Annotated in this window: 14 protein-coding genes, 1 pseudogene and 1 riboswitch; of the genes and pseudogenes, 6 read left to right on the forward strand and 9 right to left on the reverse strand. The window is 62.6% G+C overall.

The features are described from left to right. From ACTHNE_RS12540 to cobO, 4 genes and pseudogenes are all read right to left on the reverse strand, one after another. Positions 1-152: pseudogene (locus ACTHNE_RS12540) on the reverse strand (threonine-phosphate decarboxylase); the annotation flags it as partial. Next, positions 145-1,065, reverse strand: coding sequence for an adenosylcobinamide-phosphate synthase CbiB (cbiB, locus tag ACTHNE_RS12545; protein WP_440269419.1), 921 nt, complete (start codon positions 1,063-1,065; stop codon positions 145-147). The pseudogene ACTHNE_RS12540 and the gene cbiB, both read right to left, overlap by 8 nt. Continuing rightward, on the reverse strand, positions 1,062-2,354 hold the full coding sequence (locus tag ACTHNE_RS12550; RefSeq protein ID WP_440269420.1) for a cobyrinate a,c-diamide synthase: 1,293 nt from the start codon (positions 2,352-2,354) through the stop codon (positions 1,062-1,064). The genes cbiB and ACTHNE_RS12550 overlap by 4 nt, the downstream gene beginning before the upstream one ends. Next, positions 2,351-2,953 carry a cob(I)yrinic acid a,c-diamide adenosyltransferase gene (gene cobO, locus ACTHNE_RS12555; RefSeq protein ID WP_324946649.1) on the reverse strand — a complete coding sequence of 201 codons (603 nt, stop codon included), beginning with the start codon at positions 2,951-2,953 and terminating at the stop codon, positions 2,351-2,353. The genes ACTHNE_RS12550 and cobO overlap by 4 nt, the downstream gene beginning before the upstream one ends. A 177-nt stretch (positions 2,954-3,130) precedes the next feature. Continuing rightward, a riboswitch (cobalamin riboswitch) is annotated at positions 3,131-3,349 on the reverse strand. A 264-nt stretch (positions 3,350-3,613) separates the two neighbouring features. On the opposite strand from cobO, the gene ACTHNE_RS12560 reads away from it, so the two are divergent. From ACTHNE_RS12560 to ACTHNE_RS12570, 3 genes are all read left to right on the forward strand, one after another. Continuing rightward, the gene (locus tag ACTHNE_RS12560) at positions 3,614-6,079 is read left to right on the forward strand and encodes a TonB-dependent receptor plug domain-containing protein (protein ID WP_440269421.1); all 2,466 of its coding nucleotides are present in this window, start codon (positions 3,614-3,616) and stop codon (positions 6,077-6,079) included. A gap of 399 nt (positions 6,080-6,478) precedes the next feature. Continuing rightward, positions 6,479-7,537, forward strand: a complete 1,059-nt coding sequence (locus tag ACTHNE_RS12565; protein WP_440269422.1) for a phosphate/phosphite/phosphonate ABC transporter substrate-binding protein — start codon at positions 6,479-6,481, stop codon at positions 7,535-7,537. Between the two features lie 93 nt (positions 7,538-7,630). Next, positions 7,631-9,265 (forward strand): hypothetical protein, encoded by a 1,635-nt coding sequence (locus ACTHNE_RS12570; RefSeq protein ID WP_440269423.1) that lies wholly within the window; start codon positions 7,631-7,633, stop codon positions 9,263-9,265. A gap of 227 nt (positions 9,266-9,492) precedes the next feature. Here the strand turns inward: ACTHNE_RS12570 and clpB are convergent, their stop codons facing one another. The 3 genes from clpB to rluD all read right to left on the reverse strand — a co-directional run bounded on the left by clpB (position 9,493) and on the right by rluD (position 13,989). Beyond that, positions 9,493-12,075, reverse strand: coding sequence for an ATP-dependent chaperone ClpB (gene clpB / locus ACTHNE_RS12575; RefSeq protein ID WP_440269424.1), 2,583 nt, complete (start codon positions 12,073-12,075; stop codon positions 9,493-9,495). A 178-nt stretch (positions 12,076-12,253) separates the two neighbouring features. Further along, positions 12,254-12,997, reverse strand: a complete 744-nt coding sequence (pgeF, locus tag ACTHNE_RS12580; RefSeq protein ID WP_324937879.1) for a peptidoglycan editing factor PgeF — start codon at positions 12,995-12,997, stop codon at positions 12,254-12,256. A 14-nt stretch (positions 12,998-13,011) separates the two neighbouring features. After that, positions 13,012-13,989 (reverse strand): 23S rRNA pseudouridine(1911/1915/1917) synthase RluD, encoded by a 978-nt coding sequence (gene rluD, locus ACTHNE_RS12585; RefSeq protein ID WP_440269425.1) that lies wholly within the window; start codon positions 13,987-13,989, stop codon positions 13,012-13,014. A 71-nt stretch (positions 13,990-14,060) separates the two neighbouring features. On the opposite strand from rluD, the gene ACTHNE_RS12590 reads away from it, so the two are divergent. The 3 genes from ACTHNE_RS12590 (at position 14,061) to ACTHNE_RS12600 (ending at position 16,050) form a co-directional block, all read left to right on the forward strand. Continuing rightward, entirely contained in the window at positions 14,061-14,921 is an 861-nt protein-coding gene (locus ACTHNE_RS12590; protein ID WP_440269426.1) for an outer membrane protein assembly factor BamD, read from the forward strand. A 164-nt stretch (positions 14,922-15,085) separates the two neighbouring features. Beyond that, positions 15,086-15,616, forward strand: a complete 531-nt coding sequence (locus ACTHNE_RS12595; protein WP_440269427.1) for an Hcp family type VI secretion system effector — start codon at positions 15,086-15,088, stop codon at positions 15,614-15,616. 11 nt (positions 15,617-15,627) lie between these two features. Beyond that, the gene (locus ACTHNE_RS12600) at positions 15,628-16,050 is read left to right on the forward strand and encodes a D-Ala-D-Ala carboxypeptidase family metallohydrolase (protein WP_324937871.1); all 423 of its coding nucleotides are present in this window, start codon (positions 15,628-15,630) and stop codon (positions 16,048-16,050) included. 52 nt (positions 16,051-16,102) lie between these two features. On the opposite strand, the gene ACTHNE_RS12605 is transcribed toward ACTHNE_RS12600, so the two are convergent. After that, complete coding sequence (locus ACTHNE_RS12605; RefSeq protein WP_324937869.1) at positions 16,103-16,543, reverse strand: hypothetical protein; 441 nt, start codon at positions 16,541-16,543, stop codon at positions 16,103-16,105. Further along, positions 16,506-18,143, reverse strand: a complete 1,638-nt coding sequence (locus ACTHNE_RS12610) for an NAD+ synthase (protein ID WP_440269428.1) — start codon at positions 18,141-18,143, stop codon at positions 16,506-16,508. Before ACTHNE_RS12610 ends, ACTHNE_RS12605 begins: the two co-directional genes overlap by 38 nt. Between the last annotated feature and the right edge of the window lie 113 nt (positions 18,144-18,256).

Here is an 18,256-nt window from a genome sequence, read left to right on the forward strand (position 1 = left end):
TCCTCTTCGGGCAGTCGTTGCCACGCCGATGCAGGGATATCCGGCACCGGCCAACCGAACGGGCTGATGCCGGTGGAGAGATCCAGCCAGTGCTCCATCGCAATACCGTATTCATGCGCTGCACGCCGCAGGCGACCACCATGCTCAAGCATGCGCGCCTCCCTGCATCGCCAAACCCAACAGCAAAGCCACCGCGATCCAGATGACAACGCCGCGCTGCAACAGCTTCAATGCCCGATCGATGGCGCTGGCATCCGGCGGATCGCCGTCGCCCAGTTCAGGCCGTACCTCCCACACGCCGTGATAAGGCGCCGCACCGCCAAGCTTCACACGCAATGCGCCGGCACCGGCCGCCATTACTGGACCTGCGTTGGGGCTGTCCCATTGCGGCGCCTGCGCGTGCCAGCAGCGCACCGCGCCTTCGAAATGACCACACAAGGCATAGGTGAACGCAGTGAGGCGCGCGGGCAGAAAATTCAGCACATCGTCGATGCGCGCCGCAGCCCAGCCGAAGCGTTCGTAGCGTGGTGTGCGATACCCCCACATGGCGTCCAGCGTATTGGCCAGGCGATACAGCACCGCGCCGGGCGCGCCCAGTACGGCAAACCAGAACAAGGCGCCAAAGACGGCATCGTTGCCGTTTTCCAATACCGATTCGGTGGCCGCAGCGGCAACCTGCTGTGCGTTCAACGCAGCGGTATCGCGGCTGACCATGCGCCCGACCGCTGTGCGTGCACCATCGAGATCACTGTTCCGCAAGGCCTTGGCGACAGGCCGCGCATGTTCGCCAAGGCTGCGCAAACCGATCGCGGCATACAACACGATGACGGCCACGCACCAGGACAGCCACGCCGGCAAGCACAGCTGCACAAGCTGGACCAGCACCATGCAAGGCAGCACGGCAAGCATCCATGCCAGTACACCTCGCCCACGCTGGTCTGCATGCATGCGCTGCTCGACCCAATGCGCCACGCGGCCGAATGCAACCAATGGATGCGCGCGCCGAGGCTCGCCGAACAAGCGGTCGAGCAGCAGCGCAGCGAGCATGGCCAGCGCAGTACTCATGGCAGAAACAACTGCAACGCCGCGCGCGGATTCGACGCAAAGTAGAAATGGATGAAGCTCGCGGTCATGCGTCGAACGCGATAGACCGCTTCCTTGCACGGCCCCTGATTCGGATTGAACGCGTGCGCAAGCGGCTGCGCATCGATGCATGCCTGCGCATGGTGGAACGTATGTCCACGCAGTTCGCCTTCCGGCAAGCTCGCGCCCTGCAAACCCAACGCGACAAGGCGGGACTGCATCGCCGCGTGTCCCGGAAGCAGGCCGGCCATTTTTGCTGCATGCCCTTCGCGGTCTGCCAGCGAATCGAGCGCAAACAGCAGGCCGCCGCATTCGGCCAGCATCGGTTTGCCGGCATCTCGATGCGCACGCAATGCCGCGTGGAGATCATGCCGCTGCGCCAAAGCCGGCAGATGCAACTCCGGATAACCGCCCGGCAACCACACCGCATCGCAGTCGGGCAGTGCATCGCCGGCCAGCGGCGAAAAGAAACGCAATTCGGCACCCGCTTCGCGCAGCAGCTCCAGGTTCGCCGGATAGAGAAAGCAGAACGCATCGTCACGCGCGATCGCGATGCGCCGGCCTCGCAGAAGGGAGGGAACGGCGTCGGAAGCCGGCGCCTCGAACGCCACCGGTGGCGGCAAGTCGACGGCTGCGTGCTGCGACCAGGCCTGCGCCAGCGCATCGAGCCGCGCATCGAGATCATGCAATTCGTCCGCGGAAACCAGGCCGAGATGCCGCTCCGGCAAGGCCAGACGATCCTCACGCGGCAAGGCGCCCAGCCAATGCAGCGAGGCGGGCAGGCTGTCCTTCAGCAATTGCGCGTGATACGCGCTGCCGATGCGGTTGGCCGCCACGCCGTACATCGACAAGCCTTCGCGGTAGGTCGCCAGTCCACAAGCCAATGCGCCGAAGGTTTGCGCCATTGCCGAGCCATCGATCACGGCCAGCACGGGTAGTCCCAGCTTTTGCGCGAGATCGGCGCTGGAAGGCGCGCCATCGAACAGACCCATCACGCCTTCGACCAGAAGCAGATCGGCATCGCCGGCTGCGTCGTACAGGCGTCTGCACACATCCGCTTCGCCGCACATCCACGAATCGAGTTGATAGACAGCGTGACCGGAGGCGCGCGCGTGCACCATCGGATCGAGAAAATCCGGCCCCGTCTTGAATACGCGCACTCGCCTTCCTTGCTGCGTGTGCCAACGCGCCAACGCAGCCGTGACCGAGGTCTTGCCCTGCCCGGAGGCCGGCGCGGAAACCAGCAAGGCGGGAGCGTGGCGAACGCTCACAGTTCGATGCCCTTCTGCGCCTTGATGCCGGCATCGAACGCGTGCTTGATCACACGCATCTCGGTGACGGTATCGGCTACGGCGACCAGTCCATCCGGCGCACCGCGTCCGGTGATCACCACGTGCTGGCGTGGTGGCCGTGCGGCGACGGCGGCGAGCACCTGTTCGAGCTGCACGTACTGCTTGACCAATGCGATGTTGAGTTCATCCAGCAGCACGAAGTCGTACGCGGGATCGGCCAGCATGCCTGCCGCGATGCTCCATGCGGCCTGCGCGGCGGCGATGTCGCGCGCCTTGTCCTGCGTCTCCCAGGTAAAGCCCTCGCCCATCACGTGGTAGTCGAGCTGATCGCCGGCAAAGCGGCGAAAGAAGGCTTCTTCGCCGGTGGAAAACGTGCCCTTGATGAACTGCACCACGCCGCAATGGAAGCCATGCCCCAGCGCACGCGCCAGCATGCCGAAGCCGGAGGAGCTCTTGCCCTTGCCGTTGCCGGTGTTCACCACCAGCACGCCGCGGTCGATGGTGGCACGCGCGATCTTGCGATCCACCAGTTCCTTCTTGCGCTGCATCCGTTCGCGGTGGCGTTGTTCGGGCGTCATGCCGTCGCGTGAGGAAGACGCACTCATACGCGCATGCTCGTGCAGTTCGGGGGCAAATACACCATGACGTCAAACTCCTTCGCATGCTTCGGCAAGGCATGCATTGCGCAGTGCGGGAGGAAGACGGCAACGGCACCGCTGACGACAGCGGCTCCGCGACACGGCCCTCCGCCGGTCGGTAAGGTATGGGTCAAGGCCGGTCTCCGGGCTTGCGAGCGAAGGCCTGGCCTTCCGATCCACGCCTTCCCATGCATGCAGCACAGTGGCCTGTGTGAATCGCTTTGCGCGCTTACCGTTGCGGGGGCAGCTCCGGCTTAGCCACCTTAGGCGGTGTACCGGATTCCCGTTTCAACCGCCGGCAACATGCCGGCGATCACCTCGAGCCGATGCATCTTAGAGCGTGCGTTCCGGCTCGCCTAGAGACAGGGTGAGGCGCTGAGGTGGGCATCCAGCTTGCGAGCCGCTACACACCGTTTGCATGTGCGGATAACGATGCTTGCCACGAGGCGCCAGGCAAGTGCGAAGTAAGCACGTGTCCGGCATGGATATTTCCATTTGGAATTTACCCTGCCTCATTCGTTTGTTGGAACAGAGGCAGCGCTGTCATTAACTTGACGTGCTGCATAGCAGCACGTCATACGCTAGGGGAAAACATCTGCAATGAATAACAACCGATCCTCCGCCAAAAATCACTACGCTCCCACCCTGCTCACAGCTTCCTTGCTGCTCGCGCTCGCTTCCAGCGTGGCGGCACAGAACAACCCCTCGCCGTCCAGTAACGCCAAAAACCTGCAAGCCGTGATCGTCACCGGCACACGCGCGCAGAACCGCACCGACAGCACCTCGCTGTCGCCGATCGACGTGGTGCCGGCCTCCGCGCTGCAAAGCACGGGCAGCAACGAACTTTCCACCGCCTTGGCGCGCTTGATCCCGTCGCTGAATTTTCCGCGCCCGGCCGCCACCGACACCACCGATTCGCAGCGTCCCGCGATGTTGCGCGGCCTGGCGCCAGATCAGGTGCTGGTGCTGGTCGATGGCAAGCGCTGGCACACCAGCGCGATGGTGAACGTGGACGGCACGATCGGCCGCGGCTCGGCGCCGGTGGATCTGAACACGATTCCGTTGTCCGCAATCGACCACATCGAAGTGCTGCGCGACGGCGCGTCGGCGCAATACGGTTCCGATGCGCTCGCTGGCGTCATCAACATCATCTTGAAGCATGGCGCGCAAGGCGGCTCGATCGAACTGGACGGCGGCCGCTTCCAGCGCGGCGGCGGCAAGCAGTGGCAGGGGTCGGCCAACGTCGGCATTCCGCTCAACGGCGACAAAGGCTGGCTGCGCATCAGCCTGGACGATGGCCATCAGGATCCGACCAACCATGGCGGCGCGGACGTCCGCTATCCGCAGCTTGGCCGCAAGCAGGTGTTCGGCGATCCAACGGTCAGCCAGCACAACCTGTTTCTCAACACGCAGTACGACATTGCGAGCAATGTGCAGTTCTACGCGTTCGGCAGCTATCACGGACGCAATGCGATTTCCGATGAGCTGTATCGCAATCCGTTCGGCTATCCATCATCGGTAAGGGCAGCCCTCACCCGGCTTTATCCCGACGGCTACCAGCCGCTGTTGCAAGCGCGCAGCACCGACCAGGCCTTGGTCGCCGGCTTGCGCGGCACCACCAGCGGCGGCTGGCGCTGGGACGTAAGCGCCAACTACGGCGGCAACCGCGTCTCGCTCGACACCATCCATACCGCCAACTATGCCTTCCTGCACGACTTCGGCTACACGCCGACGCGCTTCTTCGATGGCGTGGTTTCTTCCGCGCAACAGGTGGCGGATGTCGACGTGGCGAAGGATTTCAACCCGAGCTGGCTGCCCAATGCGGTGACGCTCGCCTTCGGCGCCGAGTACCGGCGCGATACATACCAGATCAGCGCGGGCGACCCGAGTTCCTATTACGTCGGAACCTCCGGCACCAGCGGCGGCTCGCAAGGTTTCAGCGGCTACAGCCCGGTGAACACCGGCGCGTGGAGCCGCAGCGACGTGGCGCAGTACGTGAGCCTGGAAACCAACCTCACTGACAAGCTCGGCACGTCGTTTTCCGTGCGCCATGAGCACTACAACGATTTCGGCAACACCGTTTCCGGCGCGCTGGCGGCGCGCTACGACTTCACCAGCCGCTTTGCGTTGCGCGGGAGTGTCTCCAGCGGTTTCCGCGCACCCTCGCTAGCCCAGGAAGACTATTCGCAGATCGGCTCGCTCTATCTCACGCCGAGCAGTGCGGGGCCGGGCGTGGCACCGGGGATCTACCAGACCGGCCTGCTGCCGGTGAGCAACCCGGTGGCGCAGTTGCTGGGCGCGCAGGCCTTGAAGCCGGAACGCTCGCACAACTACACCGTCGGCGCGGTGTTCAACCCGATCGATCCACTTACGCTGACCTTCGATCTGTACCAGATCAACATCTACAACCGCGTGGTGCTTTCCAACACGCTGAGCGGCCTCAACCGGCCGGCGGTGGTGGCGTACCTGGCCGCCAACGGCGTCACCAACGTGGCGTTCAGTTCGGCGCAGTACTTCACCAATGCGGTGGACACGCGCACCCAGGGCGGCGACCTGGTGGCAAGCTTCCGCTCCGACTTCGGCAATGCGGGCATGCTCGACAGCACGCTGAGCTACAACTACAACCGCACGCAGGTGACGCACATCGCGCCCAACCCGTCGCAGCTCAATGCGTTGGGCCTGCAACTGCAGCGCGTGACCTATCGCGACGTCAAAGGCTTGCTGGCCAATTCCTCGCCACGCAGCAAGTTGATTCTCAACGAGAACTACACGCTTGGCCATTGGGTGTTCAACGGCAACCTTACCCGCTACGGCAGCTTTACCGCGTACAGCAACAGCTCGTACCTGTTGAACCAGACCTACAGCCCGCAGTGGGTGCTGGACCTGGCCGGCAGCTACAACCTGGATGATTGGACCTTTACGCTGGGCGTGGACAACGCCACCAACAGCTATCCGGACAAGACCATCGCCGCGAACAACGTCAACGGCACCATCCCGTATTCAAATTTTTCCCCCGCGGGCTTCAATGGGCGCTACTATTACACCAAAGTGATCTATCACTGGTGATCCAACAAGCCCACTGCCAAGTACTCCATGCGATGCATGCATGAAAAATCCCGGCCTAAGAGCCGGGATTTTTTTTGCTCGTGTCCATGCCATGCGGACAGCCTTTCGCGCACCCGCGCCTGCTGTCGCCCGCGCGTCAACCACGCGCGGATGACATCCAGCCGTTTTGAGCCCCTACTTTGCAATGGTCGAGACCGGAGCACGCCAGCTCGTTCAAGCCTGGAAAACGTTCCATCCTCCGATGTGCTGAAAACAGCTCACCGTGGCGTTTTCGCTTTTTCCCCTTGGCCGGCCCCGCTTTCACTCCGTCTAGACGCAACCATCACCCGTCCTTATGGCAGCACTGATTATTCCTATACATGGAACTGATGGGGATTGCTCGCACAGGACGTGCGGATCGTGGCTGCGCTCACCAACCGGTTCATGCAGCCAAGGGGAATTCGCTTCGAGAAGCCAATGCTCTCTCATTGGCCGGAGGGTGCCATGGATACGTGCGCCACAAAGGACATCCGTCGCGGCCATGCGCTGCGCAATGCCACAGCATGTGTAGTGTTCGCTGCGTTTTTCGCCGTCGGCGTGAAGGCGCAGCAAGAGCCCTCTTCCTCAGCCGAGATGGATGAGGTGACGGTTTCCTTGCCGATGTACGAAGTGTCCGAGGCCATGAAACAGGCCGACGATGTGTTCTGGAGCCATCTGCGCCAGAAGCTGCAAACCGAAGGCGTCGATACGCCTGCGACTCTGGCCAGAACCGGCGGGGCACTGCTCGATCAGTGGAAAAGCAAGCGTCTTCTGCTTTCGCAGACCTGCGGCTATCCCTATGTGCACATCCTGATGGACCGCGGCATAAAAATCATCGGCACACCGGTCTACACCACCAACCATGACCTGCCGGCAGGCGAATACCGCAGCGTGATCATCGTGCGGGCAGGCACCGCTTACCGCAGCCTTGCCGATCTGAAAGGCAAGAAAGCCGGTGTGAACGACACGGGCTCCAACAGCGGCATGAATGCGTTCCGTGCCGCGGTTGCCGCCAGCTTCCCTGAGCGGGACCTCACGCAGGGCATCTTCGCATCCGTCGTCACCACAGGCGGACACCTGAACAGCGTGCGCATGGTGGGCAGCGGCCAGATCGACGTGGCCGCCATCGACAGCGTCAGTTATGACCTCATCCGGCGCGATCATCCCGAGCTGGCGGCCAGAACGCGCGTGCTCATGAACACGCCGCCCGCGCCGGGGCTACCGATGATCACCAGCGCACAGACCGATGATGCGACGGTCGAAAAGATCCGCGCCGCCATCAAGGAACTGATCGCACACCCCGACGACGACGCCTTGCGCAAAGCGCTCGCGGAAATGAAACTCGAAGGTTTCGTGGTGATCGATGCCAAGACCTACGCACACCGGATCACCCAACTGGAAGATATGGCCCGCGACAAGGGCTATCCCGTGCTGAAGTAGTGCGGCAGCAAAGCGACACTCTGTCCGGAAGACTCTGACCACGCTTTTGCGGAGACAGCCATGATCAGTGGACGACAACGGGTTGTATGCGCCTTGTTGGGCGTGCTTTGGCTGTGGTCCGGATGCATATGGGGACAGCACGCTGCCGATCCCATCCACTTTCCTACGTCCGGCTCGGCGGACGCGCAGCGCTCTTTCCTTGCGGGCGTAAAGTTGCTGCACAACTTCGAGTACGACGACGCCATCGGCACGTTTCGCGAAGCCATCAAGAGGCAGCCGGACTTCGCGATGGCCTATTGGGGCTTGGCAATGTCCTACAACCACCCGCTCTGGGGCGAACAGGATCTGGACGCGGCCCGCCGAGCCCTGGCCGACCTGGACAAGGTTCCCGTTGCTGGCCTGACGGCGCGCGAGCGTGGCTTTCTCGATGCGGTGAAAAAACTTTACGGACAAGGCGAGAAACCTGCACGCGATGCTGCCTATGCGCAGGCCATGCAGCAGCTTTACCGGCAGTTCCCCGACGACGACGAAGTCGCCAGCTTCTACGGGCTGGCCTTGCTCGGCATGCGCGCGGACACACAGGATTTTCTTTACACGATCAAAGCCTCGGACGTATTGGAGAAGGTCTACGCGCACAACCCCACACACCCTGGCGTGCTGCACTACCTGGTGCATTGTTATGACGATCCCAGGTACGCATCGTTGGGACTGCAGGCCGCCGACCGCTACGAGCAGGTGGCCGCGGACTCGGCGCATGCCCTGCATATGCCGGCCCACATCTATCTGGATCTGGGCATGTGGCAGGCGTTCGTACAAGCGAACGAAGCCTCGTGGAACGCAAGCGTGGAACGGCTTCGCCATGACCATCTAGCACCCGGTGCATACGACATCCACGCATTGCACTCGCTGCTATGGCTGGAGTACGGCTATCTGCAGCAAGGCTTGTACGCCAAGGCTTTGGATTGCCTGAAAACCATGGCGGAAATCGACGCGGCGAATCCAAGCCCGATGGTCAGATGGTACGCGGCGATGATGCGCGCCGCATACGTCGTTGATGCACCCGACGCGGATGAAATGAGCCACGCGCACGAGCTGAAGAACCTCAATGCGCTCGACCTGCACGGCGTCGAGCTGACGGCGTCCTCCAGTAACGCTTTCGCCTCCGGCCTGATAGCCATCCGCCAGAAGCAACCGATGCGGCAAGCCGATGAGCAGATCGAAACGCTCATCCATGAAACGCAGCTCGGCATCCAGAGCGATGGGGGACATCACCGCAGTTCGTTTTTCGCCAGCAGCTATGCCTCCAGCATTGCACCCGCCCGCATCATGCAGAACCAGCTGGAGGCTTTGCAGTTGCTCGCTGACGGCAAGCGCCAGGAGGCGCTCGATCGGCTGCAGGCCGCCGTCGCCGAAGAAGAGAAGCTGCCGGTGGGATACGGGCCGCCGGTACCGGTGAAGCCTTCGGCCGAATTGCTGGCCGAGGTCTACCTGCGCGAAGGTGAGGCGCAAAACGCGATTCGCATGTTCCAGCTTGGCCTGCTGCGGTATCCCAATCGCGCCGCGTCCCTCGCCGGTCTGCAGGCGGCCGCACGGCGTGCGGGGGACCAGCAGACCGCGGACAAGGCGGCGCAAGCACTGCGTGCTATCCAGGGCGATGCGGGACATCCCTATGTGGGCTGGCAATCGTTGCCCTGCAACGGCTGCATCTCGCTGCAAGGCCCACCATGAACCGGCACGGGTCCCATCGTCACTCGTGATCGCGTGCAGGCTTCGGCGAAAGAAAGCCGAGGAGCAGTAATCCCGATCAGCTTGGAATCTCCGCCGGCCACGGATGATGCTGATCGGTGCGCATGTTCGTCGCCCAGGCGAAAACCGGGGCGACGAACATGAGGCGACGAACGTGAAATGAAGAATCCAGCCCTGGCCGGACGCTATCCGGGTGCACGCAGGGGCATTTATCCCTTGCGAAACACCAGGTGCCCGCCTTCGGCATTCACCGCAATCGTATCGCCCGATAGGAAGCGCCCTTCCAGGATTTCCTTGGCCAACGGATTTTCCAACTGCTGCTGGATGGCGCGCTTGAGCGGGCGCGCACCGTACACAGGGTCGAAGCCGACGTTGCCGAGCAGGTCCAGCGCCTTGTCGTCGATCTCCAGCTTGAGCTGGCGTTCGGCCAGACGCTTTTCCAGGTAGGTGAGCTGGATCAAGGCGATCTTGCGGATCTGCTTTTTCTCCAGCGGGCGGAACACCACCAGCTCGTCCAGGCGGTTGATGAATTCTGGACGGAAGTGCGCCTGCACAACGCCGAGCACCGCGGCCTTCATCTGCAAGTAGTCGGCTTCGCTATCGCCGGCACTTTCCTGGATCAGCTGCGAGCCGAGGTTGGAGGTCATCACGATCACAGTGTTGCGGAAATCCACCGTGCGGCCCTGGCCGTCGGTAAGGCGACCATCGTCGAGCACCTGCAGCAGCACGTTGAACACGTCCGGATGCGCCTTCTCCACTTCGTCCAGCAGAATCACGCTATACGGACGACGACGTACCGCCTCGGTGAGATAACCGCCTTCTTCGTAACCCACGTAACCCGGAGGTGCACCGATCAGGCGCGCCACGGAGTGCTTCTCCATGAACTCGCTCATGTCGATGCGCACCATGGCCTCCTGCGTGTCGAACAGGAATTCGGCCAGCGCCTTGCAGAGTTCCGTCTTGCCCACGCCGGTGGGGCCGAGGAACAGGAACGAACCGTAAGGACGATTCGGATCGGACAGGCCCGCGCGCGCGCGACGGATCGCATCGGACACCGCACGCACCGCTTCATCCTGGCCGACCACGCGCTTGTGCAGCGAGTCTTCCATATGCAGCAGCTTGTCGCGCTCACCTTCCAGCATCTTGCTGACCGGGATGCCGGTCCAGCGCGAGACGACTTCGGCCACTTCTTCTTCGGTGACGCGATCCTGCACCAGCTTGAAATCCTGCTTTTCGGCGGCCTGCGCGGCAGCGAGCTGCTTTTCCAGTTCCGGCAGCAGGCCGTACTGCAGCTCGCTCATCTTGGCGTAGTCCTGGCGGCGCTGTGCTGCTTCCAGTTCAACGCGCGCCTGCTCGATCTGCTCTTTCACCTTGGTCGCGCCTTGCAGCGCAGCCTTTTCCGACTTCCACACTTCGTTGAGGTCGGAGAATTCACGCTCCAGCTTGGCGATGTCGTTGTCCAGATCGGCCAGGCGCTTCTTGGAGGCTTCGTCGGTTTCCTTCTTCAGCATCTCGCGCTGGATCTTCAGCTGGATCAGGCGGCGTTCGAGGCGGTCGAGCTCTTCCGGCTTGGAGTCGATCTCCATGCGGATGCGCGAAGCGGCTTCATCGATCAGATCGATGGCCTTGTCCGGCAGCTGGCGATCGGTGATGTAGCGGTTCGACAGCGTGGCTGCGGCGACGATGGCCGGATCGGTGATCTCCACACCGTGGTGCATGGCGTAGCGTTCCTTCAGGCCGCGCAGGATGGCGATGGTGTCCTCCACGTTCGGCTCGCCCACGTACACTTTCTGGAAGCGACGCTCCAGCGCGGCGTCTTTCTCGATGTACTTGCGGTATTCGTCCAGCGTGGTCGCACCGATGCAGTGCAGTTCGCCGCGCGCGAGCGCAGGCTTGAGCATGTTGCCGGCATCCATCGCGCCTTCGGCCTTGCCGGCGCCGACCATCGTGTGCAGCTCATCGATGAAGAGGATGATCTGGCCTTCGTTCTTGGCCAGGTCGTTGAGCACGGCTTTGAGGCGCTCCTCGAATTCGCCGCGGAATTTCGCGCCGGCGATCAAGGCGCCCATGTCCAGCGACAGCACGCGCTTGTCGCGCAGGCCCTCGGGCACTTCGTTCTTGATGATGCGCTGGGCGAGGCCTTCGACGATCGCCGTCTTGCCCACGCCGGGCTCGCCGATCAGCACCGGGTTGTTCTTGGTGCGACGCTGCAGCACCTGGATCACCCGGCGGATTTCCTCGTCGCGGCCGATCACCGGATCGAGCTTGCCGCTCTCGGCGCGGGCGGTGAGATCGATGCAGTATTTTTCCAGCGCCTGGCGCTGGTCTTCGGCGTTTTCGCTCTGCACTTTCTCGCCGCCGCGCAACTTGTCGATGGCCGCTTCGAGGTTGGCCTTGGTGGCGCCGGCCGCTTTCAGCGCCGCGCCCAGTTCGCCCTTGTCTTCCAGCGCCGCCAGCACGAACAGCTCGCTGGCGATGAACTGGTCGCCGCGCTGCTGCGCAAGCTTGTCGGTAAGGTTGAGCAGACGTGTGAGTTCATTGCCGGCGTGGATATTGCCTTCCTGCCCGCTCACTTTCGGCAGGCGATCGAGCAGTTCGAACACGCGTTGGCGGAACGCCGGCACGTTGACATGCGCCTGGGTCAGCAGCGGCGCCGTCGAGCCGCCCTGCTGGTCGAGCAGCGCCGCCATGATGTGCACCGGCTCGAGCATGTTGTGGTCGCGTCCCACCGCCAACGATTGCGCATCGGCAAGCGCCTGCTGGAAACGCGAGGTGAGTTTGTCCATTCGCATCGGAGATATCCCCAAAAAGGTTTTGGCGGACGTGCCGCCACTGCCCACGAAGATGCGGACGCGGTGGAGTGATTCAATAGGCGGCGTAAATCGTCAATTGAGTATCGTTAATCGTTAAAACGGGCTCCTGCGGACATCGGACGTCGTTCTTACGGTTCCCGATTCCCGATTCACGCCCTTATTCCAGCCAGATCAGGCTGGCGAATCGTCCGCTACGGGCCCCCTCGCGCCGATAGGAATAAAACCGCGCGTCGGTACGGGTGTCGAAGCCGCCGCCATGGATGCGCGTGATGCCCGCCGCCTGAAGCCGTTGCCGGGCCAATACGGCCAGATCGCACAGCCAGTGTCCCGGGCGGGTCGCTACGAAAGCGGAAGCCGCAGCGGCATCGTGATGAAGAAACGCCTTGTGCACTTCCTCGCCCACCTCATAAGAGGGCGCGCCAATGCACGGACCCAGCCATGCCAGCAGACGTCCGGGATGCACCTGCATCTGCTCGACCGTGTTTTCCAGCACACCGGCCACCAGGCCTCGCCAGCCCGCATGCGCAGCGCCGATCGTGCTGCCGTCGTCTGCACAGAACAGCACCGGCAGGCAATCGGCGGTGAGTATCGCCAGCGCCGTGCCGGGCAAATGCGACACCGCCGCATCGGCCTCCGGCTCGTGCGGCCCCGGCAACGGACCCAGTTCCGCCACCGTGGTGCCGTGCACCTGCCGCAACCAGCGCGGCTCGGCCGGCAGCGCCAGCGACTGGCGCAGCGCACTACGGTTGCTGCGCACGGTCTGCTCGTCCTCACCGCTGCGCAAGCCGAGATTGAAGCGCCCGAACGGCGGCTGCGACACACCCGGCCCTTCGCGCGTAGTGACGGCCGCGTGGACGCCGCGCGGCGCAGGCCAGTCGGGGAAGAGCCAGGCGTCAGTCATCGAAGGCACCGGGGTTACTCGTTCGGACCGTTGACCATGAGATCGGCACGAAGTGTCACGATCAACGCATCCATATCGTCCGGGCGTTGCGCATTGAACGATAGCGCCTCACCGGTAACAGGATGCTCGAACGCCAACCGCTCCGCATGCAATGCCTGCCGGCGGAAACTGCGCAGTACGGTCACCAGTTCCGGCGTCGCGCGCTTGGGCAGTTTCAGGCTGCCGCCGTACAGCGGATCGCCGACCAGGGGATGGCCGACGTGTGCCATGTGCACGCGGATCTGGTGCGTGCGGCCGGTTTCGAGGTTGCACTGGATCAGGCTGTGCGCGCGGAAGCGTTCGCGCAGGCGGTAATGGGTGACGGCGTGCTTGCCGTCTTCTTCATCGCGCACTGCCTGGCGCAGGCGGTCGCTGTGGTGACGGCCGATGGCGGCATCGATGGTGCCGCCGGCAATCAGGGCGCCCAGCACCACGGCTTCGTATTGGCGATCCACCTCGTGGTGCGACAGCATATCGACCAGGGCCGTATGTGCGGCCAGGGTCTTGGCGACCATCATCAGGCCGGAGGTGTCCTTGTCCAGGCGGTGCACGATGCCCCCGCGCGGCAGCTCGGCGAGCTTGGGATCGTGATGCAACAGCGCGTTGAGCAGCGTGCCGGCCGGGTTGCCCGCGCCGGGATGCACGACCAGGCCGGCGGGCTTGTTCAATACCAGCAGGTGCTCGTCCTCGTGGACGATGTCCAGGGCGATGGCTTCCGGTTCGCTGGATACCTCGTTTTCCAGTTCCGCTTCCAGCCGGACCTGCTCGCCGCCCTTCAATAGCTGGCGCGGCACGGCCGGCGCGCCGTCGAGGGTGATCGCACCGGCCTTGATCCAGTTGGTCAGGCGGGAACGGGAGTAGTCCGGGAACATCTCGGCCAGCGCCTGGTCGAACCTCCGACCTGCGGCTGACAGGGGCACAACCGCCTCGTGACGAATGATGGAGCCTGTCATCCCTGATCCCCCGGCCGGGAGCCGGTTTCGGCTATGATCCCTTTTCGCTCAAACATCTGAACCCCTTACTCATGCGCGTAACCAAGCTGCCGGCCGCCCCGACATCTGCCCTTAAAGTACTGATCGTGCTCGTCCTGGCATTGACGATGAGCGCCTGCTCGTGGTTCCGCCACAGCGGCGACCCGCTCGATACCTTGCCGCTGCCCCAGCTTTACGCCAAGGCCCATAACGATCTGGTCCATGCCGACTACTCGGCAGCCGAGAAAGCCTACCAGCGTCTGATCGCCCGCTTTCCGTCCGGTCCGTTCAACGAGCAGGCCCAGTTGGAACTGGCTTACGCGCAGTACAAGAACAACAAGCCGGATGACGCCTATTCCACGGTCAACCGCTTCATCAAGTCGAACCCGCTCAATCCACATGTGGATTATGCCTATTACTTGCGCGGCCTGATCAACTTCGATCGCACCACGGGTCTCGTCGAGCGCACCTTCACCAGCCAGGAAATCGGCAAGCAGACGCGCCGCGACCAGGGTTACAACCTGAAGTCGTTCGACGATTTCGCCGAACTCAGCCGCCGCTTCCCCGACAGCGCCTACGCCGCGGACGCCCGCCAGCGCATGATCTACCTGCGCAACGTGCTGGCCCAGTACGAAATCAACGTCGCCAAGTTCTACCTGCGCAACAAGGCGTACGTGGCCTCGGCCGACCGCGCCCAGTACGTGATCGAGCATTACCAGGAATCCCCGCAGGCCGGCGATGCACTGGCGATCATGTGCCGCAGCTACCTGGCCCTGGGCCAGAAACAGCAGGCCGACCAGGTGCGCCAGGTGCTGTCGCTCAACTATCCGAATCACCCGTACCTGAAGGATGCGCACTGGCCGCATTCGCCATCGCTGCTGCGCAAAATGATTCCGTTCTCGGGCCACTATTGAGCGTTGGCCGTTTGATGCGAAAAAGCCGGTGCGCGTGAGCCCCGGCTTTTTTGTTGCTCCGTTCCTGGGTCAATGCCGACTACCATCGATCACTTCTGAGACACCCATAAGGCACGCCCTACGCGTTACGCAAACCTTGCCTTGCATACAGCAGCGGGCAGGCTTTGCAGCATGTTGCTCTGATCCGCATCGATCACGAGGGCATCCGCATGGCCATACCCGCACATCTTTGGCTGACCGACGAAACCGGCTCGCCCATCAAAGGCAGCAGCCAGGTCCTGCGTCGCGAAGGGAGCATCGAGGTTCTGCGCTTTTCCCACGGTGTCCACAATCCTTCCGATGCTCATACGGGCAAGTTGCTAGGCACTCGCAACCACAGTCCGATACGCATCGAAAAGGAGTTCGACCGCAGCTCACCTTATCTGTACCGGGCGGTGGCCGCGGGTTCGCCACTGCGCGTGGCCGAGCTCAAATGGTATCGGGTGGACGAGGCGGGCAACGAGCAGGAGTACTTCATCATGACCATGGAAAATGTCCGCGTCGTTGCCGTCGCCCCGCTCATGCATCACGTCAAGGATCGCGACAAGGCCGAGTACAACCATCTGGAGGTGGTGGAGCTGCGATACCAGAAGATCACCTGGCAGCACTGCGACGGTAATGTGCAGTTCTCCGACGACTGGCGTTCGTTCTATTGAGGGAGCGGGCGATGCCAACCGTGCTTTATGGGCGATACCAGGTTTCCGATCGCCGTGTGAAGGACAAGCTTCAGCATATTGCCGAAACGCTTGGGCGGGATATTGAGGTCACCAGCGGTGATCGAAACTCCATCCCCAAAGGCAGCTCTTCCAATAGCCTTCACCTTTTAAACGAGGCAGTAGACTTTCACGTCGTCGGACTAAGCGATGCCGAAGCGTTTCAAATGATGAAGCAGGATCGCATCGCCATCTTTGGCCCGGAAAGAGATGAAGCGTACAGGTGGCAACTTATTCAACATGGACAATTCACGGAAACAGGAGGGCCACATCTCCATCTGGGATTTTCGCCTCCCAATGGTCCGACGGTACTGAGAGGTTTCGTGACCGAGGGGTTGTCATCTGGCAAGCGCTACAAGCAGATAGAGGGACCTTGAAATCTTTCGTGGGCAAGGAAGCCCATTCATTCAAGCCCTGGCTAACTCTGGCTCAAAAAACGTAGTAGCCCCAAAGCTCGACAACGCGCTGACTAATCTCGACGCTCACCTTGGCTGGCCCCTTGCCGTTGTCAGTTGCAGCGGAAGCATCCTTTATTGCCTCATCCGAAACCAGCAAACAATCCCCACTTTTGATCAGCTTGGTTATGACCGCCGGGTCACCCGAGCTCATCACTTCTCGCATTGCTTCCTTTGAATGGCAAACGACATCTGTAGGAAGCTTATACCTCTCTTGCCAGAGATCGGATTCCTCCTCCCTCTGAGCATGCACCCCCGCCGCCACTATGCACAGACCAAATCCAAAAATTTGAATTACGCGCCGCATATGACCACCTCGCATCCAATACTGTTTTATCTTGAGGTGAGCATAACAAGGCATATTCAACCTTCTGTCATCACTTCCACCCAGAAGTGATCGGATATCTGCGCTCACGACCAAACGCGCGCGTCGTAACACGCGGACCGGGCGCAGATTGCCGCCGCTTGAATTCGTTGGCGAGCACCAGGCGCACTACGCGATGTACGACGTCGGCATCGAAGCCGGCGGCGATGATTTCCGCCTGCGATTGTTCTTCTTCGATGAAGCGGGCGAGGATCGCGTCGAGCTCATCGTAGGGCGGCAGCGAATCCTGGTCGGTCTGGTTTTCGCGCAATTCCGCCGAGGGCGGGCGTTCGATGACGGCCCATGGGATCACCCAGGCATCGGCGCCATGCATGCGCTGTTCGGACAGGTTGCGCCACCGGGAGAGGCGGTACACCTCGGTTTTGTAGACGTCCTTGAGCGGCGCGTAGGCACCGCACATGTCGCCGTACAGGGTGGCGTAACCCACCGCCATCTCGCTCTTGTTGCCGGTGGCCAGCAGCAGGCGGCTGTGTTTGTTGGACAGCGCCATCAGCATTACGCCGCGGCTGCGCGATTGCAGGTTTTCCTCGGTGATGTCCGCCGGCTTGCCGGCGAAGGCGGGCGTGAGCGCGGTGATGAAAGCGTCGTACACCGGCTCGATGCCGATCACGTGGTATTCCACGCCGAGCCGCTCGGCCTGTCCACGCGCGCCGTCGAGCGACAGCTGCGAGGTGTAGCGCATCGGCATCATCACCGCGGTGACGCGATCCGGGCCGAGCGCATCCACCGCCAGCGCGAGCGTCAGCGCCGAATCGATGCCGCCGGAAAGCCCCAGCAGCACGCCGTTGAAGCCATTCTTGTTGATGTAGTCGCGAATGCCGCGTACCAAGGCGGCGTAGAGCGTCGCTTCGTGGGACGTATCCGGCACGCTCGGCCAATCCCGTGCGTGGAGCGTACGCGTATCCGTATCGAAGTCGGCCCATAGCAGCGCATCGACGAACGCTGGCGCACGCGCGGCAATGCTGCCATCGCCGTTCACCAGCACCGTACCGCCGTCGTAGACGACCTCGTCCTGGCCACCGACCAGGTTGAGATAAATGAGCGCACAGCCGGTTTCCCTTGCGCGCGCCACCAGGACTTCTTCGCGCGCGGCCTGTTTGGCGTCGTCCCAGGGCGAAGCGTTGATCACCACGATCAGCTCCGCGCCGGCGGCCGCTGCCATCGCGGCCGGCTCGGCCTGCCAGACGTCTTCGCAGATCAGGTAGCCGACCCGCACGCCATCGACCATCTCGACCACGCTGGTGCGGCCGGGACGGAAATAGCGCTTGTCGTCGAACACGCCGTAATTGGGCAGCGCCTGCTTGTGCGTGATCTGCACGATCTCACCGCCGCGCAGGAACGCCGCCGCGTTGTAGACCTCGCCCAGGCTGTGCGGAAAACCGACGATGGCGGCGAGGCCATTGGTGTCAGCCGCAATGTCCTGGATGGCCTCCTGGCAGGCGGCGAGGAAGCTCGGGCGCAGCAGCAGGTCTTCGGGCGGATAGCCGCTGATGGTCAGCTCGGGGAACACCGCCAGCGCGGCGCTGCCTTCGCGGGCGCGCGTGATCAATTCGCGGACTTTGGCGGTATTGGCGGCGACGGCGCCAACGGGGAAATCGTATTGGGCCAGGGCCAGGCGGAGAACGGCCATGTGTTGCTTATCCAGGTTGAACTGGCGCTACATGGTAGTGGATGAGCTGCCCGACAAGGGCTCGAAACAGTGCGAAACATAGGTTGGGGTGCAAACCCCGACGCTGCGCCACA

The organism is Dyella sp. (genome assembly GCF_051954575.1).
Lineage (GTDB): Bacteria > Pseudomonadota > Gammaproteobacteria > Xanthomonadales > Rhodanobacteraceae > Dyella_B.